The organism is uncultured Lawsonella sp. (genome assembly GCF_947252745.1).
GTDB lineage: Bacteria > Actinomycetota > Actinomycetes > Mycobacteriales > Mycobacteriaceae > Lawsonella.
Window position 1 is genome coordinate 90,457 of sequence record NZ_CAMXWW010000002.1, and the last position, 25,750, is coordinate 116,206.

At 59.4% G+C, this 25,750-nt stretch carries 19 protein-coding genes and 4 tRNA genes; 3 read left to right on the forward strand and 20 right to left on the reverse strand.

Features of this window, described 5'->3' with window-relative positions; all coding sequences use genetic code 11:
* Positions 1–133 precede the first annotated feature (133 nt).
* The 3 genes from fusA to rpsL all read right to left on the reverse strand — a co-directional run bounded on the left by fusA (position 134) and on the right by rpsL (position 3,216).
* Positions 134–2,242 carry an elongation factor G gene (fusA, locus tag Q0X28_RS02600; RefSeq protein ID WP_298576334.1) on the reverse strand — a complete coding sequence of 703 codons (2,109 nt, stop codon included), beginning with the start codon at positions 2,240–2,242 and terminating at the stop codon, positions 134–136.
* A 129-nt stretch (positions 2,243–2,371) separates the two neighbouring features.
* Positions 2,372–2,842: a 30S ribosomal protein S7 gene (rpsG, locus tag Q0X28_RS02605; protein WP_296239287.1), complete on the reverse strand. Its 471-nt coding sequence runs from the start codon at positions 2,840–2,842 to the stop codon at positions 2,372–2,374.
* A gap of 2 nt (positions 2,843–2,844) precedes the next feature.
* Positions 2,845–3,216, reverse strand: a complete 372-nt coding sequence (gene rpsL / locus Q0X28_RS02610) for a 30S ribosomal protein S12 (RefSeq protein WP_053961761.1) — start codon at positions 3,214–3,216, stop codon at positions 2,845–2,847.
* Positions 3,217–3,894: 678 nt separating this feature from the next.
* Between rpsL and Q0X28_RS02615 the strand changes: the two genes are divergently transcribed.
* A complete protein-coding gene (locus Q0X28_RS02615; protein WP_298576338.1) occupies positions 3,895–5,319 on the forward strand; it encodes an alkaline phosphatase in 1,425 nt (474 codons plus the stop codon).
* A 95-nt stretch (positions 5,320–5,414) separates the two neighbouring features.
* Here the strand turns inward: Q0X28_RS02615 and Q0X28_RS02620 are convergent, their stop codons facing one another.
* The 9 genes from Q0X28_RS02620 to Q0X28_RS02660 all read right to left on the reverse strand — a co-directional run bounded on the left by Q0X28_RS02620 (position 5,415) and on the right by Q0X28_RS02660 (position 17,802).
* The gene (locus Q0X28_RS02620) at positions 5,415–9,368 is read right to left on the reverse strand and encodes a DNA-directed RNA polymerase subunit beta' (protein WP_296239281.1); all 3,954 of its coding nucleotides are present in this window, start codon (positions 9,366–9,368) and stop codon (positions 5,415–5,417) included.
* A 95-nt stretch (positions 9,369–9,463) separates the two neighbouring features.
* The gene (locus Q0X28_RS02625) at positions 9,464–12,934 is read right to left on the reverse strand and encodes a DNA-directed RNA polymerase subunit beta (protein ID WP_298576341.1); all 3,471 of its coding nucleotides are present in this window, start codon (positions 12,932–12,934) and stop codon (positions 9,464–9,466) included.
* A gap of 625 nt (positions 12,935–13,559) precedes the next feature.
* The gene (gene rplL / locus Q0X28_RS02630) at positions 13,560–13,946 is read right to left on the reverse strand and encodes a 50S ribosomal protein L7/L12 (protein ID WP_296239276.1); all 387 of its coding nucleotides are present in this window, start codon (positions 13,944–13,946) and stop codon (positions 13,560–13,562) included.
* Positions 13,947–14,051: 105 nt separating this feature from the next.
* Positions 14,052–14,570, reverse strand: a complete 519-nt coding sequence (rplJ, locus tag Q0X28_RS02635) for a 50S ribosomal protein L10 (RefSeq protein ID WP_298576345.1) — start codon at positions 14,568–14,570, stop codon at positions 14,052–14,054.
* Between the two features lie 337 nt (positions 14,571–14,907).
* Positions 14,908–15,624: a 50S ribosomal protein L1 gene (gene rplA, locus Q0X28_RS02640; protein ID WP_298576348.1), complete on the reverse strand. Its 717-nt coding sequence runs from the start codon at positions 15,622–15,624 to the stop codon at positions 14,908–14,910.
* A gap of 73 nt (positions 15,625–15,697) precedes the next feature.
* Positions 15,698–16,132: a 50S ribosomal protein L11 gene (rplK, locus tag Q0X28_RS02645; protein ID WP_298576351.1), complete on the reverse strand. Its 435-nt coding sequence runs from the start codon at positions 16,130–16,132 to the stop codon at positions 15,698–15,700.
* Between the two features lie 194 nt (positions 16,133–16,326).
* The gene (nusG, locus tag Q0X28_RS02650) at positions 16,327–16,986 is read right to left on the reverse strand and encodes a transcription termination/antitermination protein NusG (RefSeq protein ID WP_298576673.1); all 660 of its coding nucleotides are present in this window, start codon (positions 16,984–16,986) and stop codon (positions 16,327–16,329) included.
* A gap of 232 nt (positions 16,987–17,218) precedes the next feature.
* A complete protein-coding gene (gene secE / locus Q0X28_RS02655; RefSeq protein ID WP_298576354.1) occupies positions 17,219–17,677 on the reverse strand; it encodes a preprotein translocase subunit SecE in 459 nt (152 codons plus the stop codon).
* Positions 17,678–17,726: 49 nt separating this feature from the next.
* Positions 17,727–17,802 (reverse strand) — tRNA-Trp (locus Q0X28_RS02660).
* A 257-nt stretch (positions 17,803–18,059) separates the two neighbouring features.
* Between Q0X28_RS02660 and Q0X28_RS02665 the strand changes: the two genes are divergently transcribed.
* Positions 18,060–18,830 (forward strand): SDR family oxidoreductase, encoded by a 771-nt coding sequence (locus tag Q0X28_RS02665; RefSeq protein ID WP_296239268.1) that lies wholly within the window; start codon positions 18,060–18,062, stop codon positions 18,828–18,830.
* Positions 18,831–18,943: 113 nt separating this feature from the next.
* On the opposite strand, the gene Q0X28_RS02670 is transcribed toward Q0X28_RS02665, so the two are convergent.
* The 3 genes from Q0X28_RS02670 to Q0X28_RS02680 all read right to left on the reverse strand — a co-directional run bounded on the left by Q0X28_RS02670 (position 18,944) and on the right by Q0X28_RS02680 (position 19,374).
* A tRNA-Met gene (locus Q0X28_RS02670) sits at positions 18,944–19,020 on the reverse strand.
* A gap of 54 nt (positions 19,021–19,074) precedes the next feature.
* Positions 19,075–19,147 (reverse strand) — tRNA-Thr (locus Q0X28_RS02675).
* Positions 19,148–19,292: 145 nt separating this feature from the next.
* Positions 19,293–19,374 (reverse strand) — tRNA-Tyr (locus Q0X28_RS02680).
* A gap of 139 nt (positions 19,375–19,513) precedes the next feature.
* On the opposite strand from Q0X28_RS02680, the gene Q0X28_RS02685 reads away from it, so the two are divergent.
* Positions 19,514–20,005, forward strand: coding sequence for a YajQ family cyclic di-GMP-binding protein (locus Q0X28_RS02685; protein ID WP_296239266.1), 492 nt, complete (start codon positions 19,514–19,516; stop codon positions 20,003–20,005).
* 18 nt (positions 20,006–20,023) lie between these two features.
* Here Q0X28_RS02685 and Q0X28_RS02690 read toward each other — a convergent pair whose 3' ends face one another.
* The 5 genes from Q0X28_RS02690 to Q0X28_RS02710 form a co-directional block, all read right to left on the reverse strand.
* Complete coding sequence (locus tag Q0X28_RS02690; protein ID WP_296239264.1) at positions 20,024–21,052, reverse strand: polyprenyl synthetase family protein; 1,029 nt, start codon at positions 21,050–21,052, stop codon at positions 20,024–20,026.
* Positions 21,053–21,183: 131 nt separating this feature from the next.
* A complete protein-coding gene (locus tag Q0X28_RS02695; RefSeq protein ID WP_296239262.1) occupies positions 21,184–21,876 on the reverse strand; it encodes a demethylmenaquinone methyltransferase in 693 nt (230 codons plus the stop codon).
* Positions 21,877–21,881: 5 nt separating this feature from the next.
* A complete protein-coding gene (locus Q0X28_RS02700; RefSeq protein WP_296239259.1) occupies positions 21,882–22,547 on the reverse strand; it encodes a DUF3592 domain-containing protein in 666 nt (221 codons plus the stop codon).
* A gap of 2 nt (positions 22,548–22,549) precedes the next feature.
* The gene (menD, locus tag Q0X28_RS02705; protein WP_298576360.1) at positions 22,550–24,277 is read right to left on the reverse strand and encodes a 2-succinyl-5-enolpyruvyl-6-hydroxy-3-cyclohexene-1-carboxylic-acid synthase; all 1,728 of its coding nucleotides are present in this window, start codon (positions 24,275–24,277) and stop codon (positions 22,550–22,552) included.
* Positions 24,274–25,719, reverse strand: coding sequence for a hypothetical protein (locus Q0X28_RS02710; RefSeq protein ID WP_298576363.1), 1,446 nt, complete (start codon positions 25,717–25,719; stop codon positions 24,274–24,276). Before Q0X28_RS02710 ends, menD begins: the two co-directional genes overlap by 4 nt.
* Positions 25,720–25,750 lie beyond the last annotated feature (31 nt).

Genomic DNA, 25,750 nt, shown 5'->3' on the forward strand with positions numbered 1-25,750 from the left:
GGCGCTAGCAATTCTTGTTTGGTTCAGATCTTTGGTCAAATGCTACTTGGTTAAGTGTAGCTGGCATTTCTGTCAATTGCCTAGTCACGAATTTCCCGCGACTAGGCAGTCGGCAGGGTCAGGGCCACGAAGATTACTCTCCGTTAGCCTTCGCGATGATTTCCTTCGCCACATTCTGAGGAACCTCAGCGTAGGATCCGAAGACCATCGTGTAGTTGGCTCGGCCCTGGGTCTTCGACCGAAGGTCTCCAACATAGCCGAACATCTCAGACAGCGGGACGTCGGCTTTCACCACACGTGCGCCACTGCGCTCTTCCATGGCCTTAACCTGGCCACGGCGGGAGTTGAGGTCACCGATTACGTCGCCCATGTACTCCTCAGGGGTAACAACCTCCACGTCCATAATGGGCTCGAGGAGGACCGGTGAAGCTTTCTTTGCAGCTTCTTTCAGTGCCATAGAGCCGGCAACCTTGAACGCCATTTCCGAAGAGTCAACTTCGTGGTAGGCACCGTCAAGGAGCTCACACTCGATGTCGACCAGCGGGAAGCCGGCCAGCACACCGTACTGCATGGCATCCTGCACACCAGCGTCGACGGAGGGGATGTATTCCTTCGGGACGCGGCCACCAGTGACGGAGTTGACGAACTTGTAGTGTTCGCCGTCTTCGCCAATCTCGGTGAGAGGAGCAAGCTTGATGATGACACGCGCGAACTGACCAGAACCACCGGTCTGCTTCTTGTGCGTGTACTCGTACTTATCGACCACCTTGCGGATGGTCTCGCGGTAAGCAACCTGCGGCTTACCAACGTTAGCCTCAACCTTGAACTCGCGACGCATACGGTCAACCAGCACGTCCAGGTGGAGCTCGCCCATGCCGCCGATGACGGTCTGACCGGTCTGCTCATCGTTCTGCACGGTGAAGGTCGGGTCCTCTTCGGCGAGCTTCTGGATGGCGATACCCAGCTTCTCCTGGTCGGACTTGGTCTTGGGTTCGATGGCCACCTGGATAACGGGATCCGGGAAGGTCATGGATTCGAGGACGATTGGGTTGCTGGGGTCACACAGAGTGTCACCAGTGGTGGTGTCCTTGAGGCCGATGAAGGCGTAGATGTGGCCGGCGAAGGCCTCATCAACCGGGTTCTCCTTGTTGGAGTGCATCTGGAAGAGCTTTCCGACGCGCTCCTTCTTGCCCTTGGTGGAGTTGGCGATGGTGTCGCCGGACTTCACATGACCGGAGTACACACGCACGTAGGTCAGCTTGCCGAAGAACGGGTGAGCAGCAACCTTGAAGGCGAGTGCCGAGAACGGCTCGGACATGGAGGGCTTGCGGTCAATCTCAACGGTCTCATCGTTGACAGCGTGGCCGGCGATGTTGGGAACGTCCAACGGGCTGGGCAGGTAGGCGGTGATGGCGTCGAGGAGGGGCTGCACACCCTTGTTCTTGAAGGCGGTACCACAGATGACGGGGTAGGCCTCGGAATTGATGGTGAGCTTGCGGATAGCACCCTTGATTTCGTCGATGGTGAGTTCTTCACCGGCGAAGTACTTCTCCATGAGTTCTTCATCGGACTCAGCGACGGTCTCGATGAGCTTCTCACGGTATTCGGCAGCGCGGTCAGCGAGATCGGCGGGGATCTCTTCGATGCTGGCTTCCTGGCCCGGTTCAACCTTGCCCGGCCACATGAGGGCCTTCATGGTGAGCAGGTCGACAACGCCGTCGAAGGCGTCTTCAGCGCCGATGGGGAGCTGCAGAACCAGCGGCTTGGCGCCGAGGCGATCTTCAATGGTCTTAACAGAGTAGTAGAAGTCCGCGCCCATCTTGTCCATCTTGTTGATGAAGCAGATGCGGGGGACGTCGTACTTGGAAGCCTGACGCCACACCTGTTCGGACTGCGGCTCGACGCCTTCCTTACCGTCGAAGACGGCGACAGCGCCGTCCAGCACACGGAGGGAGCGCTCCACCTCAACGGTGAAGTCCACGTGGCCGGGGGTGTCGATGATGTTGAGCTGGTGGCCCTTCCAGTAGCAGGTGGTGGCCGCGGAGGTAATGGTGATACCGCGTTCCTTTTCCTGCTCCATCCAGTCCATGGTGGAAGCGCCATCGTGAGTCTCACCGATCTTGTAGTTAATACCGGTGTAGAACAGGATGCGCTCGGTAGCAGTGGTCTTACCAGCATCGATGTGAGCCATGATGCCGATATTGCGAACCTTATTCAGGTCCTTAAGCACTTCAAGTGCCACTTCGAACTCTCCGTTCGATCATGGATCCGCGAGGGATCCTCTTTTGACATAGGTCAGTTGCGCGAACGCCGCTAAAGCTGAACGTTCTGGACAGTGCATCTTCTAGTGTAGTGATGCGCTGCCGTAGCGTCACCAGCGGTAGTGGGCGAATGCCTTGTTGGCTTCTGCCATCTTGTGAGTGTCTTCACGACGCTTCACAGAGGCGCCAAGACCGTTGGAAGCATCGAGCAGCTCGTTGGCGAGACGCTCAGCCATGGTCTTCTCACGACGCTGACGGGAGAACGCGACGAGCCAGCGCAGAGCCAGGGTGGTGGCACGGCCAGGACGCACCTCGACGGGCACCTGGTAGGTGGCGCCACCGACGCGGCGGGACCGGACCTCGAGGGAAGGACGAACGTTGTCGAGAGCCTTCTTGAGGGTGTTGACAGGGTCAGTGCCGGTCTTCTCACGGCACATTTCCAGAGCGCTGTAGACGATGCGCTCGGCGGTGGACTTCTTACCGTCGATAAGGACCTTGTTCACGAGCTGGGTGACCAGCGGGGAACCGTAAACAGGATCGTTGACGAGAGGCCGCTTCGGGGCGGGACCTTTACGAGGCATGTTTACTTCTCCTTCTTGGCACCGTAGCGGGAACGAGCCTGCTTGCGACCCTTCACGCCCTGGGTATCCAGAGCGCCACGGACGATCTTGTAACGAACACCCGGGAGGTCCTTCACACGACCGCCACGCACGAGCACCATGGAGTGCTCCTGGAGGTTGTGACCTTCACCGGGAATGTAAGCGGACACCTCAATGCCGGACGACAGGCGCACACGGGCAACCTTACGAAGGGCAGAGTTCGGCTTCTTAGGGGTAGTGGTGTACACACGAGTGCACACGCCACGGCGCTGCGGGCTGCCCTTCAAAGCTGCAGTCTTGGTGACTGCGGTCTTATCCTGGCGGCCCTTGCGAACCAGCTGCTGAATAGTTGGCATGAACCGACTTTCCTCAATGTGTTAGTGACCCGCACCTTGTGGCAACGGGAATGGGCGTCTGGGGGTCTCCCCCACGCGCCATAAAAAGCTAATGGGGCAAAATGTCCAGATCAGAGCCGTTTTTTGCGCAAGAAAGAGCACGTCGGCCGCTCTCGCTGGCTTACCTGGGACAATAACCCGCCCACATGTTGTGGGCACGGTTATCAATGCTAGTGCGAAAAACCCTGGAAACCAAACCCAAGGATTTTACGGGCCCCTCATTGAGGACTCTATACGCCCATTTCAGGGTGTCCGAACACACCACCTGCTACACACAAGGGAACCTGTTTCGCCCACCACGGTACGGGCCAGTGCCCATGAAAAACGTGATAAGTTTGGCCAGCTTTCAGATCCCTAGTTCCTAAATCACCTCGTACCTCAATCACCTGGTACCTATGCCACTAAGTATCTACATCACCTAGTACCACTATCTACCCTCATCCCAAGGGCATCAGCGCAGCGATGAGGGAGGATGAGGCAAATCGAGCCGATGACGGCGATAGACAGTTTGTCGTCGAAATGTTGTTTTGCTCCTGCGCTACCGATCCGGAAGTTTTAACTCTCCGTTACCTGTTGATGGGATCCTGTTTGGCCAGGACAGTTAAGGTCAAGGGGACAACCTTGGTACAAGGAGCTCCGATGACCTCTACCGCACCGTGGGCCCTCCGCACCCACACCCCGTTCCGCCCGTGGCGTTTCACCAAGCACACCCTGGCTGCTGTCAGCGTCTCTGTCCTCGCACTGGCCGCCCTCTCCCCCATCGCACACGCTGCGCCTGGGCAGCAGAACCCCACCGGCGTCCCTAAAAACGTCATCTTCATGATCGGTGACGGCATGGGATTTAACACTCTCGACCTATACAACCTGCACTACCGGAACAGCACCGGTTATCAGGTGTCCCGCGGTGGAGCGAAAGCACACAACAAGCCCCAGCCCGGTTTCCAGCGTTGGCCACACGTCGCCCAATCCACCTATGCCGCTATTGGTAGCTACAACACCCATGTGAACTGGTCCTCAGTTGTTGGGGCAAATGGCGTCCCCACCGACTCGGCCGCAGCGGCAACGGCGATGGCATCCGGCCACAAGACGTTCCAAGGCGTAGTGGGTATGGATGTTCTCCAGCGCCCCGTAGAAAACCTTACTGAGCGGGCCAAACAGCTCGGTAGGTCCGCGGGTGTGGTCTCCAGCGTGCCCTACTCGCACGCCACTCCAGCGTGCTACGTCGCCCACGAACCGCAGCGCTCCAGCTACCACAACATCACCAATCAGATGCTGAAGAGCCAGCTGGACGTGGTGATTGCACCTGGTCACCCGTTGTTCGACAACAACCACAAGCGCCAGTCTCGCCCCGACTACACCTACATCTCGGAGTCAGACTGGACGGCCCTGCGCGGTGGAAAGACCCCGTTCTCCTTCATCGAGAAGAAGAACGATTTCACCAAACTCGCCCGAACTAACAGGAACTACCAGGGCAAGCGCATCTGGGGTATTCCCCAGGTTGCCTCCACCCTGCAGCAGGGACGAGACTCCCGCGCCGGCAAGAGTACTAACGAGACTGTCGGCCAGACTCCGCGCAACAACGTTCCCACCCTCTCTGACCTGGCGCTGGGTGCACTGAACGTGCTTGACGACAACCCGCGCGGAACATTCCTGATGATTGAGGGAGGCGCCATTGACTGGTCCGGCCACGCCAATGAGAGCGCCCGCATTATTGAAGAGACCGCCGAGTTCGTGAAGGCCATCGATGACGTTGCTACTTGGGTCGAAAAGTACTCCAGCTGGGAGGAGACCCTTCTCATCGTCACTGCCGACCACGAAACCGGTTTTGTGAACGGCCCGTCGAAGATGGACTTCCGCCCGCTCAGCAAGGACACCTCCGGCAGTATCCAGATGGAGTGGCTCTCCGAACAGCACACGAACCAGCTGGTGCCGTTCTTCATTCGCGGTGCGGGCTTCCACACTGTCCTTAACCTGGCTGACCAGCAGGACCTCGTGCGGGGTCGCTACTTGGATAACACCGAGTTCGCCCAGCTTGTCATGCAGCGTTGGTGGGTGAAGCGCTAAGCTTCCACTTCCTGTCTTTCTCGCAAAACTACAGACAGAAAAACTGTGGGTGATGTTCCTGTTGGAACATCACCCACAGTTTTGTCTAAGCAGGACTATTCGCCAAAGTCGAAGTCATCCAACGGAACGGCCGCACCGGTCTCGTCGATGAAAGCATCGTCGGGACCATAGAAGCCGTCATCGAAGCCCGTCGGAATGGCATAGGCAGCTGCACGCGCCTCCTCGGTGGGATGCACCTGGATGTCGCGGTAGCGGGTAATGCCGGTACCAGCAGGGATGAGCTTACCGATGATGACGTTTTCCTTAAGGCCGATGAGGTTATCGACACGACTGTTGATAGCGGCATCGGTAAGGACGCGCGTGGTCTCCTGGAAGGAGGCCGCAGACAGCCAGGAATCGGTGGCCAGGGAGGCCTTGGTGATACCCATGAGGACGGGACGACCCGCGGCGGGGGTTCCGCCTTCGCGCACGATGGCACGGTTGGTTGCCTCGAATTCGGGGCGCTCAACCAGAGAACCAGGAAGGAACTCAGTGGAGCCAGAGTCGATGATGGTGACACGACGCAGCATCTGGCGCACAATCACTTCGATGTGCTTGTCGTGGATAGACACACCCTGCGAACGGTACACACCCTGAACCTCATTGACGAGGTGGATCTGCACCTGGCGGGGGCCCATGACACGCAGCACATCGTGGGGATCGGCAGCGCCTTCCAGCAACTGCTCACCAATGGTGATGTGGTCACCAGTGTCGATAACACCTTCGGAGCCGTCGGCCTTCTTCAGAACGTGCAGGCGCTGACGCTTCGAGAGCTTGTCATAGACGACGTCGTCGGAGCCATCATCCGGGGTAATGGTGATGGTCCAGAACTTCTCGCCCTCTTCCAGTTTGACGGTACCGGACACCTCCGCAATGGGGGCTTTGCCCTTGGGAACACGAGCTTCGAAGAGCTCCTGCACACGCGGCAGACCGCCGGTGATGTCGTCACCGACACCGCCCTGGTGGAAGGTACGCATCGTCAGCTGGGTACCGGGCTCACCAATGGACTGGGCTGCCACAATACCAACAGCTTCGCCGACGTCCACGAGTTTACCGGTGGCCATGGAGCGACCGTAGCACTTGGCACAGACACCATTCTTGGAGTTACAGGTGAGCACAGAGCGCACCTTCACCTCAGTGACGCCGGCAGTCAGGAGCGCGTCGATCTCTGGATCGCCGATGTCGGTGCCACCAGCAACGATGACGTTGCCGTCCTTATCCTTGGCATCCTCGGCAAGGGTACGAGCGAACACGCTGGTCTCGATGTGCTGGTCCCGGATGAGAGTGCCATCGGGCAGAATCTCAGCGATCGGCACGACAATACCGCGGGTGGTGCCACAGTCCTCTTCCCGGACGATGACGTCCTGGGCCACGTCCACCAGACGACGGGTGAGGTAGCCAGAGTCTGCGGTACGGAGGGCGGTATCGGCCAGGCCCTTACGGGCACCGTGAGAGTTAATGAAGTACTCCAGCACGGTCAGACCTTCACGGAAAGAGGACTTAATAGGCTGCGGGATGAAGTTACCCTTCGGGTCTGTCACCAGGCCCTTCATACCGGACAGCGACCGCATCTGGGTCATGTTACCGGCGGCACCAGACTTCACGATCACGGGGATCGGGTTGGTGGCAGGGTAGTTGTCTTCCATCGCCTGGCCGACCTCTTCGGTGGCCTCAGACCAGATCTTCACAAGGGCGGCGTTGCGCTCATCGTGGGAAAGGGCACCGCGCTGGTACTGCTTCTCCACTTTGTTGGCGCGCTTGTCGTACTCGGCCAGAATCTCCTTCTTGACCGGCGGAACCTGCACGTCGGAGATGGCGACGGTAACACCGGAGCGAGTCGCCCAGAAGAAGCCGGCATCCTTCAAACGGTCAACTGTCTGGGCAACCACGATCATCGGGTAGCGCTCAGCCATGTCGTTGATGATGACAGCCTGCTTCTTCTTGGCCATCTGGTCGTTGACGTAGGGGTAGTCACCAGGCAGCAAATCATTGAACATGATGCGGCCAAGGGTAGTCTTGCAGACCCACACGTCGCCGGGGTGCCAGCCGTTCGGGAACTGCTCAGCCTCGATCTCCTTGGGTGGACGCTGGTGGGTGAGCCGAATCACGATGGGCGACTGGATGGAGAGGGCACCTGCGTCGCGGGCCATTATGGCTTCCGCCACAGACGAATAGTAGCCGTTGGTGGGGCACTCCTTGTGGAGGTCCTCGCGGTAGGAACCCGGCGCGTCGGGATCCACGGTGGTGAGGTAGTAAAGGCCTGTCACCATATCCAGTCGCGGCATTGCCAGCGGACGGCCGGATGCCGGGGAGAGGATGTTGTTAGAGGACAGCATGAGGACGCGAGCTTCTGCCTGCGCCTCAGCGGACAGCGGTAGGTGGACTGCCATCTGGTCACCGTCGAAGTCGGCGTTGAAGGCTTCACACACCAGCGGGTGGAGCATGATGGCCTTGCCTTCGACGAGCACCGGTTCGAAGGCCTGGATGCCCAGACGGTGCAGGGTAGGTGCACGGTTGAGGAGAACCGGATGCTCGGCGATGACCTCTTCCAGCACGTCCCACACCTGCGGGCGCTGGCGTTCCACCATACGCTTGGCAGACTTGATGTTCTGGGCGTAGTTGAGGTCAACCAGGCGCTTCATGACGAAGGGCTTGAAGAGCTCCAGAGCCATGAGCTTCGGCAGACCACACTGGTGCAGCTTGAGCTGCGGGCCCACGATAATAACGGAACGGCCGGAGTAGTCGACGCGCTTACCGAGCAGGTTCTGGCGGAAGCGGCCCTGCTTGCCCTTGAGGAGGTCAGACAGCGACTTCAGGGGACGGTTACCGGGGCCGGCGACGGGGCGACCACGGCGTCCGTTATCGAAGAGTGCATCCACGGATTCCTGGAGCATGCGCTTTTCGTTGTTGATGATGATCTCGGGGGCACCGAGGTCAATGAGGCGCTTCAGGCGGTTGTTGCGGTTGATGACACGACGGTAGAGGTCGTTGAGGTCGGAGGTGGCGAAGCGGCCACCGTCGAGTTGCACCATGGGGCGCAGTTCCGGCGGAATGACCGGAATGCAGTCGAGTACCATGCCAGCCGGGTTGTTACCGGACTGGATGAAGGCGGCGACTACCTTGAGGCGCTTCAGAGCACGGAGTTTCTTCTGGCCTTTGCCGGTGCGGATGATCTCGCGCAGCACCTCTGCTTCGGCTTCCAGATCGAAGGCCTCGATAAGCTTCTGGATGGCCTCGGCGCCCATGCCTGCCTCGAAGTATTCACCGAAACGGTCATCGAGTTCGTTGTAGACGTTCTCGTCGAGGATGAGGTCCTTGGGCTCCAGCTTAGTGAAGGTATCCCAGAGGATGTCGAGGCGGTCGAGTTCGCGGTTGGCGTCCTCGCGGATGTGCTTCATCTCACGCTCGGCGGCGTCCTTGACCTTGCGCTTCAGATCAGCCTTGGCGCCTTCGGCCTCGAGCTCGGCCAGGTCAGCTTCCAGCTTCTGGGCGCGCTCCTCGAGGTCGACGTCGCGGCCGTCCTCGATCTCCTTCTTCTCAGCGGTGATTTCTGCTTCGAGGGTGGAGAGGTCGTTGTGTCGGGCTTCTTCATCGACGCTGGTGACGACGTAGGAAGCGAAGTAGATGATCTTTTCCAGATCCTTGGGTGCCAGGTCAAGCAGGTAACCCAGACGGGAGGGCACACCCTTGAAGTACCAGATGTGGGTGACGGGGGCGGCGAGCTCAATGTGGCCCATGCGCTCACGACGTACCTTGGCACGGGTGACTTCCACGCCGCATCGTTCACAGACGATGCCCTTGAAGCGGACGCGCTTGTACTTACCACAGGCGCATTCCCAGTCCCGGGTAGGACCGAAGATACGCTCGCAGAAGAGGCCGTCCTTCTCTGGCTTCAGCGTACGGTAGTTGATGGTCTCCGGCTTTTTGACCTCACCGTAGGACCAGCGACGAATGTCGTCGGCGCTAGCGAGGCTGATTCGGAGCGAATCGAAGAAGTTGACGTCGCGCACGTAACTTCCTTTCCCCAGTGGGATTGTGGCTACCCGGGCGGGTAGCCGAGGTGAATGTCTCTTTGGTTCAGGTGGCTACAGAGAGCCGAAGACTCTTAGGCGAGATCTTCCACGGATGCGTTCTCATCGTGCGAGAGGTTGATGCCCAGGTTGGAGGCGGCCCGCTCGAGGTCGTCATCGTCGTCAGACAGGTTGACAACGTCACCGTCTGCGGAGAGGACTTCCACGTTGAGGCAGAGTGCCTGGAGTTCCTTGAGCAACACCTTGAAGGACTCGGGGATACCCGGAGCGGGGATGTTCTCGCCCTTCACGATGGCTTCGTAGGCCTTCACACGCCCCACCACATCGTCAGACTTGATGGTGAGGAGCTCCTGCAGGGTGTAGGCAGCGCCGTACGCCTGCATGGCCCAACATTCCATTTCACCGAAGCGCTGGCCACCGAACTGGGCCTTACCGCCGAGCGGCTGCTGGGTAATCATGGAGTAGGGGCCGGTGGAACGAGCGTGGATCTTCTCGTCTACCAGGTGGTGCAGCTTCAGCATGTACATGTAGCCGACGGAGACCGGGTAGGGGTAAGGCTCGCCGGAGCGACCGTCGAACAGAGTGACCTTGCCGTCGGGACCCATCATGTTTTCACCGTCGGCGTTGGGCCGGACACAGCCCAGCAGACCTTCGATCTCGTCGGGTTCAGCACCGTCGAACACGGGGGTGGCGGTCTTGGTATTCGGCTCCACATCGAGCATTTCCTCGGGGAGCATCTTGGCCCACTCCGGGTCACCCTCGATCTTCCAGCCGTACTTGGCCAGCCAGCCGAGGTGGATTTCCATGATCTGGCCGATGTTCATACGACGGGGCACGCCGTGGGTGTTGAGGACAATGTCGATGGGGGTGCCGTCGGCGAGGAAGGGCATGTCTTCGACCGGTAGGATCTTGCCGATAACACCCTTGTTGCCGTGGCGGCCGGAGAGCTTGTCACCGGGCTGAATACGACGCTTCTGGGCGACGTAGACGCGCACCAGTTCGTTCACGCCCGGGGGAAGCTCGTCGTCATCCTCGCGGGAGAAGACGCGCACACCGGTCACCTTGCCGGTTTCACCGTGCGGCACCTTGAGGGAGGTGTCGCGGACTTCGCGGGCCTTTTCGCCAAAGATGGCACGCAGCAGGCGCTCTTCCGGAGTGAGCTCGGTTTCACCCTTGGGGGTGACCTTGCCGACCAGGATGTCACCGTCGCGGACGGTAGCACCGATACGCACGATGCCTCGCTCGTCAAGGTCGGCGAGCACTTCGTCGGACACGTTGGGGATGTCGCGGGTGATTTCCTCGGCACCAAGCTTGGTGTCGCGGGCATCGATCTCGTGCTCTTCGATGTGGATAGAGGTCAGTTCGTCCTCTTCCACGACGCGCTGCGAGAGGATGATGGCATCCTCGTAGTTATAGCCTTCCCACGGCATAATGGCGACCAGCATGTTCTTGCCGAGAGCCATTTCGCCCTTGTCAGTGGAGGGGCCGTCGGCGATGACTTCGCCGGCTTCCACACGCTGCCCGGCGGCCACAATTGGAACCTGGTTGTAGCATGTGCCGGGGTTGGAGCGGACAAACTTCTGCAGCTGGTAGGTGGTGCGGGTGCCGTCATCAGCCATGACGGTGATGAAGTCAGCGCAGACTTCTTCGATAATGCCGGCCTTCTCATTGATGATGACGTCGGCGGCATCGTAGGCGGCGCGCAGTTCCATTCCGGTGCCGACCAGCGGGGAGTCGGTCTTCAGCAGGGGCACGGCCTGGCGCTGCATGTTGGCACCCATGAGAGCACGGTTGGCGTCGTCGTGCTCGAGGAAGGGAATCATAGCGGTTGCTACGGAGACCATTTGGCGCGGGGACACGTCCATGTAGTCCACTTCGTCGGGGGTAACGTATTCGACGTCGCCACCCTTCTTACGCACGAGCAGGCGCTCATCGAGGAACTTGCCATCTGCGTCCATCGGCGAGTTGGCCTGGGCCACAACGTGGCGATCTTCCTCATCTGCGGTGAGGTAGTCAACCTGGTCGGTGGCACGGCCGTCGACGACGCGACGGTACGGGGTTTCGATGAAGCCGAAGGGGTTCACGCGGGCGTACACGGAGAGAGAACCGATGAGGCCAATGTTCGGGCCTTCCGGAGTCTCAATCGGGCACATACGGCCGTAGTGAGAGTTGTGAACGTCGCGGACTTCGAGGCCAGCACGGTCACGGGTGAGGCCGCCCGGTCCCAGGGCAGACAGACGACGCTTGTGGGTGAGGCCCGACAGCGGGTTGTTCTGGTCCATGAACTGAGACAGCTGGGAGGTTCCGAAGAACTCCTTGATTGCTGCCACCACGGGGCGGATGTTGATGAGGGACTGCGGGGTGATGGCTTCCACGTCCTGGGTGGTCATGCGCTCGCGCACGACGCGTTCCATGCGGGAGAGGCCGACGCGTACCTGGTTTTGGATGAGTTCGCCGACGGTGCGGAGGCGACGGTTACCGAAGTGGTCAATGTCGTCGGTTTCCACCGGGATCTCGGTGCCGTCAGGGGCAGTCATGGTGGTGTCACCGGCATGCAGGCGCACTAGGTACTCGATGGTGGTGGCGATGTCCTGCTCAGTGAGGGTGAGAGAATCGTTGCCTTCCTTGAGCAGGCCGAGCTTGCGGTTGATCTTGTAGCGGCCAACGCGCGCAAGGTCGTAACGCTTTTCCTTAAAGAACAGGTTAGCGAGAAGGTTCTGGGCGCCTTCCTTGGTCGGGGGTTCGCCCGGACGCAGCTTGCGGTAAATCTCAAGCAGGGCCTCGTCCGGAGTGTCAGCCGTGTCCTTTTCGAGGGTGGACATCATAACTTCGGAAAAGCCGAAGCGCTCGGTGATGGCCTCACTGGTCCAGCCGAGGGCTTTGAGGAGGAGAGTGACGGGCTGGCGGCGCTTGCGGTCGATGCGGACACCAACGGTGTCACGCTTGTCGACGTCAAACTCGAGCCATGCGCCACGGGAGGGGATGATCTTCACCGCGTGAAGTTCCTTCTCCGTGGTCTTGTCGATGGATTCATCGAAGTAGACACCGGGGGAACGGACAAGCTGAGACACCACGACACGCTCGGTGCCGTTAATAATGAAGGTGCCCTTATCGGTCATCATGGGGAAGTCACCCATGAAGACGGTCTGGCTCTTGATTTCGCCGGTGGTGTTGTTCACGAACTCAGCCGTGACGAACAGCGGGGCGGAGTAGGTCATGTCCTTTTCTCGACATTCCGCGATAGAGGCCTTCACCTCATCGAATCGCGGATCCGAGAACGACAGAGACATAGACCCGGCGAAGTCCTCAATGGGGGAAATTTCGTCGAGAATGTCTTCAAGACCGCCGGTGACGCGCTGCTCACCGGTGACCTCGTCTGCATCGGACTGGGTGTACTTCTTCGTTCCGACTAGCCAAGCAAATGAGTCAGTCTGAATGCTCAGCAGATCGGGAACCTCAAGTGGTTCGCGAATGGTAGCAAACGACGGCCGCTTGGGGGCTCCAGGGATCTGGGCCTTCGAACTGGTCTGGCGAGAGACTGCCAAGGTGCGTCCTTCCAGGACCTCATGCGCAGAAGCATACGCGGCGACCCAGGACGCGAGCCGCCAGGAATGTTTCCACGACGTAATCTACAGTGGTTCCGTTGTCAGCCTCTGTACTCTTTAATACAGCAGTTTCCAGCTTCTCCAACTAAAGCCTTCCACTACCGAACAAAGCGTACATTTTGCCTGTTCAAAAGGGTTTTTGGGAAGTCCCGAAAGTCACTTTCTGATCAGTAAGCCCAGTTTTGGGCGCAATGGGGCCAACGCAAAGATCAATGGTATAACGAAATCCGACTTATGTCCACCGGCAGAGACACCGGCGCTCGCGTACTGCCTTCCATCTGCACTCGTGAAAACCCCACGATGAAAGGGAACATCCCTCCTCAAATTATGTGCCACGTCACGTGGTCACAATCATCGTCACCTGCACACAAAGAATTGTCAAGGATATGCGCGGAAACAAGGGAAGAATTCGCCTAAAGAAAGTGCTGGTAACTGCTTTTTTAGGACAATGACTGGGTGGCGAGAGATGTGCTCGCAGAGGGCGAAATTCCCGGTTCTTGCCGAGAAATAGGTCAATGCCCCTCCCGCGGATGCGGAGAGGGGCATTGACGGTAAGTCGAAAAACTTACTTGAGGGTGACGGTGGCGCCGGCTTCTTCAAGCTTGGCCTTGGCAGCCTCAGCGTCATCCTTGTTAGCACCTTCGAGGACGGCCTTGGGGGCAGCCTCAACGAGGTCCTTGGCTTCCTTCAGGCCGAGGCCGGAGACGATCTCGCGGACGACCTTAATAACCTGGATCTTCTTGTCGCCGACGGACTCGAGGATGACGTCGAACTCGTCCTTCTCTTCCTCAGCCTCGGCAGCAGCGGCGGGGGCACCAGCAGCGGCAACGGCGACGGGGGCAGCAGCGGTAACCTCGAAGGTGTCTTCGAAGGCCTTGACGAACTCAGAGAGCTCGATGAGGGTCATTTCCTTAAAAGCATCGAGGAGCTCTTCGGTGGTGAGCTTAGCCATGGTGGCTTCCTTTCCTTTGGTCCTTGATTATGGACTCTTACGTTTGTGGTGGTAAGTGCCCGGGCAATCCCAGGCGGTATCCGCGCTAGGCAGCGGATAGATGAACTACTCTGCGGACTTCTTCTCCTGCAGGGCGGCTGCGAGACGAGCCACCTGGGATGCGGGAGCGTTGAAGAGTCCAGCAGCCTTCGCCAGGTTGCCCTTCATCGCACCGGCGAGCTTGGCGAGGAGAACGTCGCGAGACTCGAGGTCTGCGAGCTTCTCGACCTGGTCCACGGACAGCGCCTGGCCATCCATGTAACCGCCCTTGATGACGAGTTCCTTGTGGTCCTTACCGAATGCACGGAAAGCCTTGGCGGCTTCGACGGGTTCGCCGTCGATGAACGCGATGGCGGTGGGGCCAACCAAAAGATCCTCGAGGCCTTCCACGCCAACTTCAGCAGCAGCGCGCTTGACCAGGGTGTTCTTGGCGACGGAGTAGGTTGCACTCTTTCCGAGAGCGCGGCGCAGCTCGGTCATGGCCGGAACGGACAGACCACGGTATTCGGTGACGATGGCAGCAGTGGAATTCTCGAACTGCTCCTTGATCGCGGCTACTGCGGTGACCTTCGTAGACTGGACCATGCTTTGCCTCCTTCCTCTTGTCGTTCGCCCGAAATAAACAAACGCCTTGCGCAGGAGACGCAAGGCGTGAATCACGGGCAAACACGATTGTTCGCCGTCATCCTCGACTGAGTTCTACCTGCGTGGGCCGCCGAATTATTTCGGACCTTCAACTGCTAACGTGTGTTAACAGTGACCAACGGTCTTGGGTGAAACTTGATCGGGTCAAACTTCTTCATTGAGTGTAGCGATTGATGCTGCTCAGTACCAAATCGACCCCCACCCGCTCGTAGAACGGAATGGGGGTCGATGGTATGGCACGTGAGAATGGTGCAGAGCACCAGCTCACGGGAAGAGATTAGGCGTCTGCTTCACCAAGGTAGTTACAAGTGACGCTGGGATCCACCGGGATGCCCGGTCCGGTGGTGGTGGACATCGTAATCTTCTTGACGTAGCGGCCCTTGGAGGAGGACGGCTTGAGGCGCAGAACCTCGTCGTACACCGCTGCGTAATTCTCCACCAGCTGCTCAACATCGAAGGAAGCCTTGCCGATGATGAGGTGCAGGTTGGCGGCCTTGTCGACGCGGAAGGTAACCTTACCGCCCTTAATGTCCTTAACAGCCTTGGTCACGTCAGTGGTCACGGTGCCGGTCTTGGGGTTCGGCATAAGGCCACGGGGACCGAGGATGCGGGCGATGCGGCCAACCTTGGCCATCTGATCCGGGGTGGCGATGGCGGCATCGAAGTCGAGCCAGCCGCCCTGGATCTTGGCGATGAGTTCGTCGGAGCCAACCTCGTCGGCACCAGCAGCTTCAGCCTCAGCGGCCTTGTCTGCAACGGCGAAGACGATCACACGGGCGGTTTTACCGGTGCCGTGCGGAAGGTTGACGGTGCCGCGCACCATCTGGTCAGCCTTGCGGGGGTCAACGCCCAGACGCATAGCCACATCGACGGTGGCATCCATCTTGACGGAGGAGGTTTCCTTAGCGAGTTTGGCAGCCTGCAAAGGAGTGTAGAGAAGGGAACGGTCGACCTTCTCCGCAGCGGCCTTATAAGCCTTAGAGTTCTTGCTCATTTGTTTCCATTCCTGTCACCAGTGTGACGGTTGGGGGTGGTTCGAGCCGAAGCGGGCTCTTCCACTGAGGTTGTTATGCACCCTCGACGGTGATACCCATCGAGCGAGCGGTACCAGCAATAATCTTGGCGCCAGCCTCGATATCGTTGGCGTTGAGATCCGGTTGCTTGGTCTTGGCAATCTCACGGCACTGATCCATGGTCACAGAACCGACCTTATTGGTGTGCGGAGTAGCCGAACCCTTGGCAATGCCAGCAGCCTTGAGGAGGAGCTTAGCGGCCGGAGGGGTCTTCAAGACAAAGGTGAAGGACCGATCTTCGTAGACGGTAATTTCCACAGGCACAACGTCGCCGCGCTGACTTTCAGTGGCAGCGTTGTATGCCTTGCAGAATTCCATGATGTTGACACCATGGGCACCAAGAGCAGGGCCCACCGGCGGAGCAGGGTTGGCCTGTCCAGCCTGGATCTGCAGCTTGATGAGCCCGGTGACTTTCTTCTTCGGGGGCATCCGTGCTTCCTTACTTGTGTTGACTGTTAGCGGCTTGTCGCATGTCGCGCTACGCCGCTACTTGTTACCTCATCACATTTAGTGCTGCCCAGCAGAAAATAAATGAGTGCCAGACAGATAGGTGACTAGGAGATATTACCCGATACACACGGAAAACCCCACATCGAGGTGGGGCTTCCGACGTAAAGGGGGGTTTAGGAGATCTTCTCCACCTGGTCGAAACCGAGTTCCACGGGGGTCTCGCGACCGAAGATAGAGACCAATACCTGCAATTTCTGGGTATCGAGATCAACTTCGCTAATAGTGGCGGGGAGGGTAGCGAAGGGGCCATCCATAACAGTGACGGACTCTCCGACCTCGTAATCCACCTTGATGACGGGGGCAGCTTCCTCTTCAGTAGCTTCCGGGGCAGCTGGAGCGTTATCTTTCGGCATGAGGAACTTGACGACTTCCCGAAGCGACAGCGGAGTGGGGTTACTGGTAGCACCCACGAAACCGGTCACACCGGGGGTGTTACGGACGGCACCCCAAGACTCGTCATTGAGTTCCATACGCACCAGCACATAACCGGGGAGGATCTTGCGCTTGACGGACTTCTTCTGCCCATTCTTCAGCTCAATGACCTCTTCCTGTGGAACTTCCACCTGGAAAATGTAGTCGCCCACGTCAAGGGTCTGGATACGAGTCTCCAGGTTGGTCTTCACCTTATTCTCGTAGCCAGCGTAGGAGTGGATGACATACCACTTTCCGGGGAGGCGACGGAGTTCCTTCTTGAACTCCGCAACCGGATCGACTGCGGAGGCAGGAGCAGCCTCAACGGCCAGCGGCTGCTCAGCAGAGTCTCCCACTGGCAGTTCTACGGCGGCAGTGTCCGGCGTCTGCTCCTCAACTAGAGCGTTGTCGTCGGTGTTGCTCACTGTTCTCTTCCCTTCAAGCAGTACGGCCCGCAGCTGTGCGCGGTTCGGTCGTAGCAAACGTCGTGTTGTGCAGGTAGCCGAGGAGGGTTGGTCACTCGTCCACACGTGTTCAGTCTATAAGTTCTGAAAAAACAATGAAGGCCCTCCGGAGAGGGCTTTCAGCGGAGATTTACATTCCGGGTATTCCAGGCATTCCCGGTGGAACCATATCGGCGCCACCATTCGGATTCTGGAAGATCACTCGGACCAGCTCACCCGCTCCAGTATCCACACCGAATACCAGAGCAACCGTGATGACCAGGAAGATGAAGACGGCGAGCACCGACATCAACATCTCCTTCTTGGTGGGCCACACGACCTTTCTCATCTGGTCCCAGACGCTCTTGAAGAAGTGCCCGATGCGGATAAAGAAGGCCTTGATGGCTCGACCTGCGCGAGGGAAGAAACCGTCCTTGGCGTTCTTCTCCTCGGTTTCCGCAGGAGCCTCAACGACCGGGCGCTCCGAGGCGCCCTTGCGGCGACGCTTACCGGTCGGCTGCACCGACTGGGCGTCAGTGTCAGCAGCGTCGGCTGCAGACACGACCGGGTCGACAATGTTGTCGTCCGGTGTGCTCTTCTCGTCGCTCACTCGTTGTCCTCCATGTCTTCAACGGATGCCCTACAATCCAACAGGGTCCTGGCAGGGGTGACAGGACTCGAACCTGCAACCTGCGGTTTTGGAGACCGCTGCTCTACCAATTGAGCCACACCCCTCTATTCACTGTGATCAGAGCACCTCGACACCAGCCACAATGGCATCGACGAGTCCCTGCTCACGGGTGAACAAGGTGGCGTCTGCGCGCCGGGTTGGCGACACACGGAACTACGCCTCCTGCGATGATACGCGAGGACCAGCGCTGCTGACAAACGCCGCGCTGGCAGCTCCTTCCCCATTGTGCCGAAAAACGAAGAGTTTGGCTCGTCGACGAAAACCCCATACCTCAGCCTGTGACTTGTGTCACCATAGAGTTATGACCAGAAAATCCATTTTCATTTCCGGTGCTGCCCGCGGAATTGGCCGCGAAACTGCCGAGCTGTTCGCCCGTAACGGCTACCTCGTGGGCGCATACGACATCTCCCCCGTCGACTGGGCCGACAACATGCCCAACATCATCGCTGGCCACCTCGACGTCACCAGCCAAGAAGACTGGGACCGCGCTCTCGCCAACTTCACCTCCCACACCGGCGGCACCCTCGACATCCTACTCAACAACGCCGGCTTGCTCATTGACGGCCCCTTCAATGAAGACGACCGCAAACGCGAAGACCTCATGGTCGACGTCAACGTCAAGGGCGTCTACAAAGGCTGTCACGCCGCCTTCCCCTACCTGCTTGCCACCCCCCACTCGCAGGTCATCAGCATGTGTTCCGCCTCCGGCATCGTCGGCACCCCCGACATGGCCCTCTACTCAGCCACTAAGTTCGCAGTCCGCGGCCTTACGGAAGCCCTCAACGTGGAATGGGACCAATACGACATTCGCGTCGTCGACATGATGCCCCTTTATGTCAACAGCAAGATGCTCGACGGCGTCTCCACCGCCGGCACCCGTCGAATGGGCGTCCGGCTGGAGCCCAAGGACGTCGCCAAGCGCATCTGGGGCGTGGCCACCGGTATCACCACCAAGCTCCCCACCGTCCACCACCCCGTGGGCAAACAGTGCACCGCTTTCTACCTCACCGAACAGGTCTCCCCGAATGTCATTGCCCGCCTGGTGAACCGCATTCTCACCTACGGAAAATAACGGCCACCGCCGTCCCCTTCTCCGCGACCAGCGTCAATACGCGAATGCGGCGCAGGAGGCTCTCGGGTGACCCGAAAAAGCCCTGGTTAACACTGTTAACCAGGGCTTTTCTGTGGTAGCGATGGAGGGGATCGAACCCTCGACCTCACGATTATGAGTCGTGCGCTCTAACCGTCTGAGCTACATCGCCATGTCTAGTTGTCAGTCGAGGCTCCGCAGCAAAGTGCTTTCAGAGCAAAAAGAGAGCCCCCTGACAGAATCGAACTGTCGACCTTTTCCTTACCATGGAAACGCTCTGCCGACTGAGCTAAGGGGGCAATCTTGTTGAGGGAGATTCACTCTCTTACCAAGCTTCTAGAAGATTACCGGACAGTTGCGTACATGACAAATCGCCTGTATAACGGTAATTTCTTGTTAATCATATATAAAACTCAACCCCCGCTTGTGGCGGGGGTGTGAGAGTGCCAGGTCAAGGATTCGAACCTTGGTAGGCAACGCCGACGGATTTACAGTCCGCTCCCTTTGGCCGCTCGGGCAACCTGGCGTGCACTGAAGAACAGGTGCTCACAAGACTTTAGCGACTCTCCCAGCAATATGCCAAACCGGCAGCTAAAAACTACTAAAGTGGGGTCGACTACGAGACATACACCCCATCACCAGCCACCCGCACGGAAGGACACACCATGGCCGCAGATTCTTCTTTCGACATCGTCAGCGAGATTGATCGCCAGGAAGTCGATAACGCCCTCAACCAGGCCGCCAAGGAAATCTCCACCCGCTATGACTTCCGCAACGTGGACGCTGACATCGTCTGGTCCGGGGACGCCATCGTCGTACAGGCCAACTCGGAGGATCGCGTGCGGGCAGCCCTTGACGTGTTCCAGTCCAAGCTAATCCGCCGGGGTATTTCTCTGAAGGCAATTGAGGCCGGCGAACCGGCCACCTCCGGCAAGCTGGTAAAAATGACCATCACCCTGAAGCAGGGCATCGACCAGCCCACCGCCAAGAAAATCTCGAAGCTCATTCGGGACGAAGGCCCGAAGGGCGCGAAAGTACAGATTCAAGGTGACGAGCTGCGGGTGAGCTCCAAGAAGCGGGACGATCTGCAAGACACCATCGCGCTGGTGAAGGCAGCAGATCTGGACGTGGCGCTGCAGTTCACCAACTACCGCTAGGAGGGTGTGTCTCGCTCGCTACCCGACGCGAGCGACCGTAAAGTCCACCAGCCGGAAGAAGGCTTCCTTGGCGGGGGAATCCTGGAAGATGCTCAGCGCATCTTTGGCTTCGTCACGGTAGGCGTACACCGTCTCTCGGGCCTGCCGCATTCCCGCGGAACCACGCAGCAAAGTGAGAGCTTCCTCCACCAGATTTTCGTCCGTCACGGGGCCAGTGAGGATCTCACGGAGCCGATCCCCCACCGGGCCTTCCTCGTCCAGCGCGTAGAGCACCGGCAGGGTAAACACACCTTCGCGGAGGTCTGTTCCCGGAGTTTTGCCGGATTGGGTGGACTCGGAGGCAATGTCGATGACGTCATCGACAATCTGGAAGGCCATTCCGGTCGCGTGGGCGGCTTTCTTCAAAGCGGCAACCTGCTGCTCGGAAGCACCCGCATAGTGGGCGCCGAAGTGGCCGGCGGCGGCGATCAGCGAAGCGGTCTTCCCGTGAATCACCCGCAGATACGCTTCCACGGACTCCATCGAGCCAGCGTGAACAGTTTCTTCCATCTGTCCGTTCACAAGCTCAGCGAATGTTTCGGAAATCCAGCGGACCGCCTGCGTGCCCATTTCCGACATGATGGCGCTGGCGGCAGCGAAGAGGTAGTCCCCGGCCAAAATAGCGACAGAGTTTCCCCACCGGTTATTGGCGGAGTCCGTACCGCGCCGCTGTTGGGCCTCATCCATCACATCGTCGTGATAGAGAGAGGCTAGGTGGATCATCTCAATCACGGCGCCGGAGCGAATAACGTTGGCGGTGAACTCTTCTGTAACACTTGCGGGAGAATTCTCTGCAATGGCGACCTGCGCGGCCAACAGCACCATAAGGGGGCGGAAGCGCTTCCCCCCCGCTTGGGCAAGATAGGAGGCTGTAAGGGTGGGCATGGCGTGGCCGTTATCAAGACTGCTGAACATCAGGTCCTCAACCTGCTGCATACCACGAGTGGTACGGGCGGCCAGCGCAGCATCACCGAGGTCGATACCAGAGACCTGAGTGTCTTCTGCCATGCGTATTACTTCCTTTAAGAGGTCTGTGATACCCGCGGGAGCATCCGGGGCCATCGGTGGAGGGCAACACCACCAGCCTAATAGGTGGTGCGCAGTCTTGAGATAAATCCTACCGATAGTTAGCGGTTTCATTACAAGGGACGACGGCCATAATGCAACGCCACAATGCCACCCGTCTCATTCTGGTAGGTGGCACCATCCCCCCAGCCCGCATCCTGCAACTCTGCCAAAAGTTGTTCTTGGTTCGGCCAGGCGCGGATAGATTCGGCCAAGTACACATAAGCCTCTGGGTTGGAGGACACCTTAGTAGCGACCCACGGCAACGCCTTCATGAGGTACTCCATGTACACCACCCGGAAAGGCTTCCAGGTGGGGGTAGAGAATTCACAGACGACCAGACGCCCGCCCGGTTTTGTCACCCGCGCCATCTCGCGCAGACCAGCGCGGAAGTCGGAGATATTGCGCAGACCGAAAGAGATGGTGACAGCATCGAAAGAGTTGTCCGCGAAGGGCAGGTGCATACCGTCACCCGCTGCCTTAGGAACAGGGCGGCTCTTGCCGGCTTCCAGCATGCCAATGGAGAAGTCCGTGGCAACACACCAGGCGCCGGACTTGGCCAGTTCAACAGTGGAGACGGAGGTTCCCGCGGCAAGATCGAGGACGCGTTCCCCCGGCCGTAAATCGAGGAGTTGGCGGGTGTGGCGACGCCACAGTTTGTCTTGACCAAAGGACAGCACCGTGTTGGTGATGTCGTAGCGTTTAGCGACACCGTCAAACATGCTGGCGACGTCCTGTGGTTTCTTCTCTAGGCTTGCTCGTGACACAACGCTCAGGTTACCCGTTTTGTGGGCAGAGCAGTAGCTGCACGCATCCGCAGTATCGTGCGAGACTGGTTGACGTGGATCCCCGCGATGGTCCCCCCAAAGTGGGTGCGCCGAATGATGCCACCCGCCCGCATGCGGTAGCGGCCGATCACACAGTAGGCCAACGCGATCCACGGAAGAACGCACACCAGCAGGGATAATGCCGGAACAATCGATAGCGTCCAGCTACGCCCGGAGATTCGCGCATAGTTGGGGTTGGTGTAGTCGTAGTCGACGCGAACCAGTTGCCCCTCCCGCACTCCGGTTGGGTAGAGGATACCGTCACGGGGGTTCTGCACGTTGCCATCGCGGTCTACGAAACTGACGTAGCTGGTGGAGCGTTCAGTGGATTCTACCCGGGCATAGGTGCTAGCGAGGTGGCTATTGATATGGCGGTCGCTAATGGCGCACCCCACTACCATGCTCAGCGACATGAGGAGTACAAAGCAGGCCAGCACGATAAGGATAATTTGTGTGTAACGCAAGCCTTTCCGGAGACGAAGACGGAGATAAGACATCTCGTAATCATCCGGCCGAAGCTCCTGCGGCAGACGACGAATAGTCTTCCCCAGCTTGGTAAACCAGGCTGCAATCCGGCGCTGACGGGCAGTCGGGGTAGATGCTGCAGACACGCTTATCTCCCCGTCAAGGTAGCCGCCAGTGCGTGGCGGTGACGACGCTGCGTGCGCACCTCCACCAGCCGCACGCCAGCCTGCGCCGCATGGCTGGTCAGGACACCCGCTAGTTCCGCCAGCGTGCACTGCTGGTAGGCCACTCCCCAACCAGCTGCCAACGCCTCAAAGTCGGCAGTATGGGGTACCCCAAAGAGCCTCTCGAACTGGTCTTCATATGCGGGCGCACCCTGCTCAAGGGTGGCAAAGATACCGCCCCCAGCATCGTTGGCCACCAGAATTGTGAGGTTCTTGGGGGCATTTTCCAAGGTGGGCACAAGCAGTCCTCCACTGTCATGCAGAGCTGCCAAGTCTCCCAGGAACGCCACCACCGGGCCCGGATGGTGGAGAGCTAAGCCCATGGCAGTGGAGATATTGCCATCGATACCGGAGGCGCCCCGGTTCACCCAGCAGTGAGGGCCAAGGTCCGGGTGGGTGACGGCGAGATCCCGTACCGGGTTGGAGGAGCCCACGAAAAGGAGCAGTGTAGGGTCCGCGGCGACAGCCTCCCCCACCGCGTATGCCACCTCCAAACCGCTGGGGAGCCACCCCGGGTCCGCATCTCGTTGCCCGGCGCGCAATCCGGCCAGAACATCCAGTACGTGGGCACGTGCAGTCCCATCGGCTTCCGCACAGGCCGCCAACCAGCGCTGCGGGCTCTCCCCAGTGACGGTGAGGTTGGTGCAGGCCGTCTGTGCCTGCCCAGCAACATCAGCCCACTCTGTGGGGGCAGTGGGGGCAGTAACGACAATCTGCGGACGCGTAGGGTCCGCGAGCAGGCGGGTGACAGAGCGGTGCAGGGTGGGCTTGCCGACCACCACAAGCTGCTGTGGAGCGGTGGTGGGGTCAGCCAACAGAGCGGGAACGCAAAGGGGGTTGAGGGGAACACCAAATGTACGACCCCCCGGTTCACAGAGAGTTGGGACACCGGCTAAAGCGGGTAGTTCCCAACTCCCCTGCCCCGCGATCACTAAAGTCCGCAGGGAAAGATCCACAGTGGCGGTGTCGCACACTTCTGTCCAGGGACGCTGTGCAGGGCGGCCCTGCCAACAGCGGGGAAGAAATGCCTCGTCCGTCGGCGGTACTGCTACGTCTCCCGGCGATACCGGTCCATCTACCGGTGGTGTTAGGGGCTCCCGAAACGGAATATCAATATGGACTGGGCCAGCACTCGCTGCTGCACGCGCCATGATGCGGCAGAGAGCAGCCCGCCAATGTGCATTCCACCCTTGCATATCCGCCTGCGCCTCGACCTCACGACCGGCTGCGGGAAGGATAAGTTCGTCGACAACATCGTGGGCGAAAATACCGCGTTGCACGATCGTTTGCTGCGCCCCCACACCCTCCATTTCGGGTGGGCGATTAGCTGTTAAAAAGACCACCTGCCGGTGGTTGAAACGGGCCTCTACAGCAGCGGGATGGAGATTCGCCACCGCCGATCCAGAGGTACACACCACTGCCACTGGGGTACCGCTCACCGCCGTCAACCCCAGCGCGAAAAAACCCGCGCTGCGCTCATCCACTCTCACATGGAGGGTAAGCCGGCTGGCAGCCTCGGCTGCGGCTAGTGCAAAGGCCAGCGGTGTGGAGCGCGACCCAGGGCAGAGAACAGCCTCCTGCATCCCGTTGCGGATGAGTTCATCCACCACCACGCGGGCATGCAGTGTCGCGGGAGACAGATCTACTGTCACGGCTCACTCACCCACTCCGCCACCGACACCGGGCTCTCCCCCACTGCGGTCAGCTGCAGCGTGTATCCGTGCGGCATATCCAGGAAGGGCATCCCCTGCGGACCTGGGTGGTGTGGCTCTTCGGTGAGTTCTTCCGCAAGCTCTTGGGCGGTGCTGCGCTGGTCCTCCTCCGGTAGGTCGCCGGTAGCCGCTACCAGGACGACCTCCGGAAAACTGGGGAGTGTGAGCTCCGCTGTACCCGACAGCACCACAACCCGGTGCAAGCCCTCCAAGACACCCGCCAGTTCCAGCGTCTCCCCCGGCGCCACCAGATGCACCCGGCTCGTCACCTGCGGAAGCTCCACCACCACGGTAGAAGTAGGGAGTTTGGGAAGCACATGCCGGCCCGCGGGCAAAACACTAAGCTGTGCTGCCCGCAGCGTGGAGTAGAGCTGGAAGAGCAGCTTATAGCGGGAGGAGTAGATGTGGTCGGGAATACGGCCATCGACTGTCATCTGGCTGATCTCGTTGAGGATGATCGCGAGTTCCCCCGTCGGTTCCTTTGAGCTTTCCGCCATGGACATGGCGAAATCGGGCATTTCACTTGTGAGAATCCGGGCTGCTTCCTGAGCGTACATGATGGTCATGGGACGGTCTTGGGTCACTCGCGGGTGTTTTCCCGCGGCAACTGCTGCGCAGAGCTGGGAGATCAAAGCCCCTTTGAGAGACGGGAAGCCCTCGCCAAAAATCTGGGGAAACTGCAGTTCCAGGTAGCGGGTGGCGTAACTACTGGTGGCTTGCTCCACCAGCACCCCAGCTTCCGCCAGCGCCTGTCCTACCTCCGTCGCATTGCCGGCGCTGATGGAACTGGCCAGCACGATAGTTTCAGGCATCGTGGGGAGGGTTTCCAGAATCTTCACCACAGTGTCGGTGGCGGTGTGGATCTCCTGGGCGAGCTCTTCGTCGGTGGGGGTGTGGGTGGGATCCTGTGGAGCCCAGAGGCGTGCATCCGCAAGGTAGATGAGGCTGTCGTAGTGGAAGGGGGGAAGCTGCTGCGGTTCAGCTGCACCCAGTGGTACCGCCGGCTCGCTGAGCACTTCATCTGCAGCCACCGCGCTCAGCTCTGCATTCGGCTCTGTGCTATTCGGTTTATCGACGCTGGCTACGGCAGGGGAAAGGGTCTCGCTGTCGCCACCGGGCGCGAGTGCCGCACCGCCGGCAGCGGCAAGCTCTTCCTCACTGGCCAGAGGGGCGCCGTCATCGGCACTATCGGAGAAGAAGTCGTTGCCGTCATCAGCCACTTCGTCACCGTCGTCAACGATCACATCGATGTCATCGTCTGTGGGGATGGTGGGGAGGAACTCGAGTGGATCCACAACCTCTAGCGTGCGCCCCACTTGGGCGGCTTGCACCTGCATATGCCAGGCCAGCGCACTGCGACTGCCACACACTAGAGATGCCATGGTCTTCATCCTCATTCTGCGGCCAGACGGC

What these genes read in the sequence shown, in the direction of transcription:
- Q0X28_RS02710 (WP_298576363.1), bottom strand. Translation starts at nt 25,719, where the DNA reads ATGGCATCTCTAGTGTGTGGCAGTCGCAGTGCGCTGGCCTGGCATATG.
- Q0X28_RS02615 (WP_298576338.1), top strand. Translation starts at nt 3,895, where the DNA reads ATGACCTCTACCGCACCGTGGGCCCTCCGCACCCACACCCCGTTCCGC.
- Q0X28_RS02685 (WP_296239266.1), top strand. Translation starts at nt 19,514, where the DNA reads ATGGCCGCAGATTCTTCTTTCGACATCGTCAGCGAGATTGATCGCCAG.
- rplA (WP_298576348.1), bottom strand. Translation starts at nt 15,624, where the DNA reads ATGAGCAAGAACTCTAAGGCTTATAAGGCCGCTGCGGAGAAGGTCGAC.
- Q0X28_RS02665 (WP_296239268.1), top strand. Translation starts at nt 18,060, where the DNA reads ATGACCAGAAAATCCATTTTCATTTCCGGTGCTGCCCGCGGAATTGGC.
- rpsG (WP_296239287.1), bottom strand. Translation starts at nt 2,842, where the DNA reads ATGCCTCGTAAAGGTCCCGCCCCGAAGCGGCCTCTCGTCAACGATCCT.
- rplK (WP_298576351.1), bottom strand. Translation starts at nt 16,132, where the DNA reads ATGCCCCCGAAGAAGAAAGTCACCGGGCTCATCAAGCTGCAGATCCAG.
- rpsL (WP_053961761.1), bottom strand. Translation starts at nt 3,216, where the DNA reads ATGCCAACTATTCAGCAGCTGGTTCGCAAGGGCCGCCAGGATAAGACC.
- rplJ (WP_298576345.1), bottom strand. Translation starts at nt 14,570, where the DNA reads ATGGTCCAGTCTACGAAGGTCACCGCAGTAGCCGCGATCAAGGAGCAG.
- Q0X28_RS02690 (WP_296239264.1), bottom strand. Translation starts at nt 21,052, where the DNA reads ATGGCAGAAGACACTCAGGTCTCTGGTATCGACCTCGGTGATGCTGCG.
- rplL (WP_296239276.1), bottom strand. Translation starts at nt 13,946, where the DNA reads ATGGCTAAGCTCACCACCGAAGAGCTCCTCGATGCTTTTAAGGAAATG.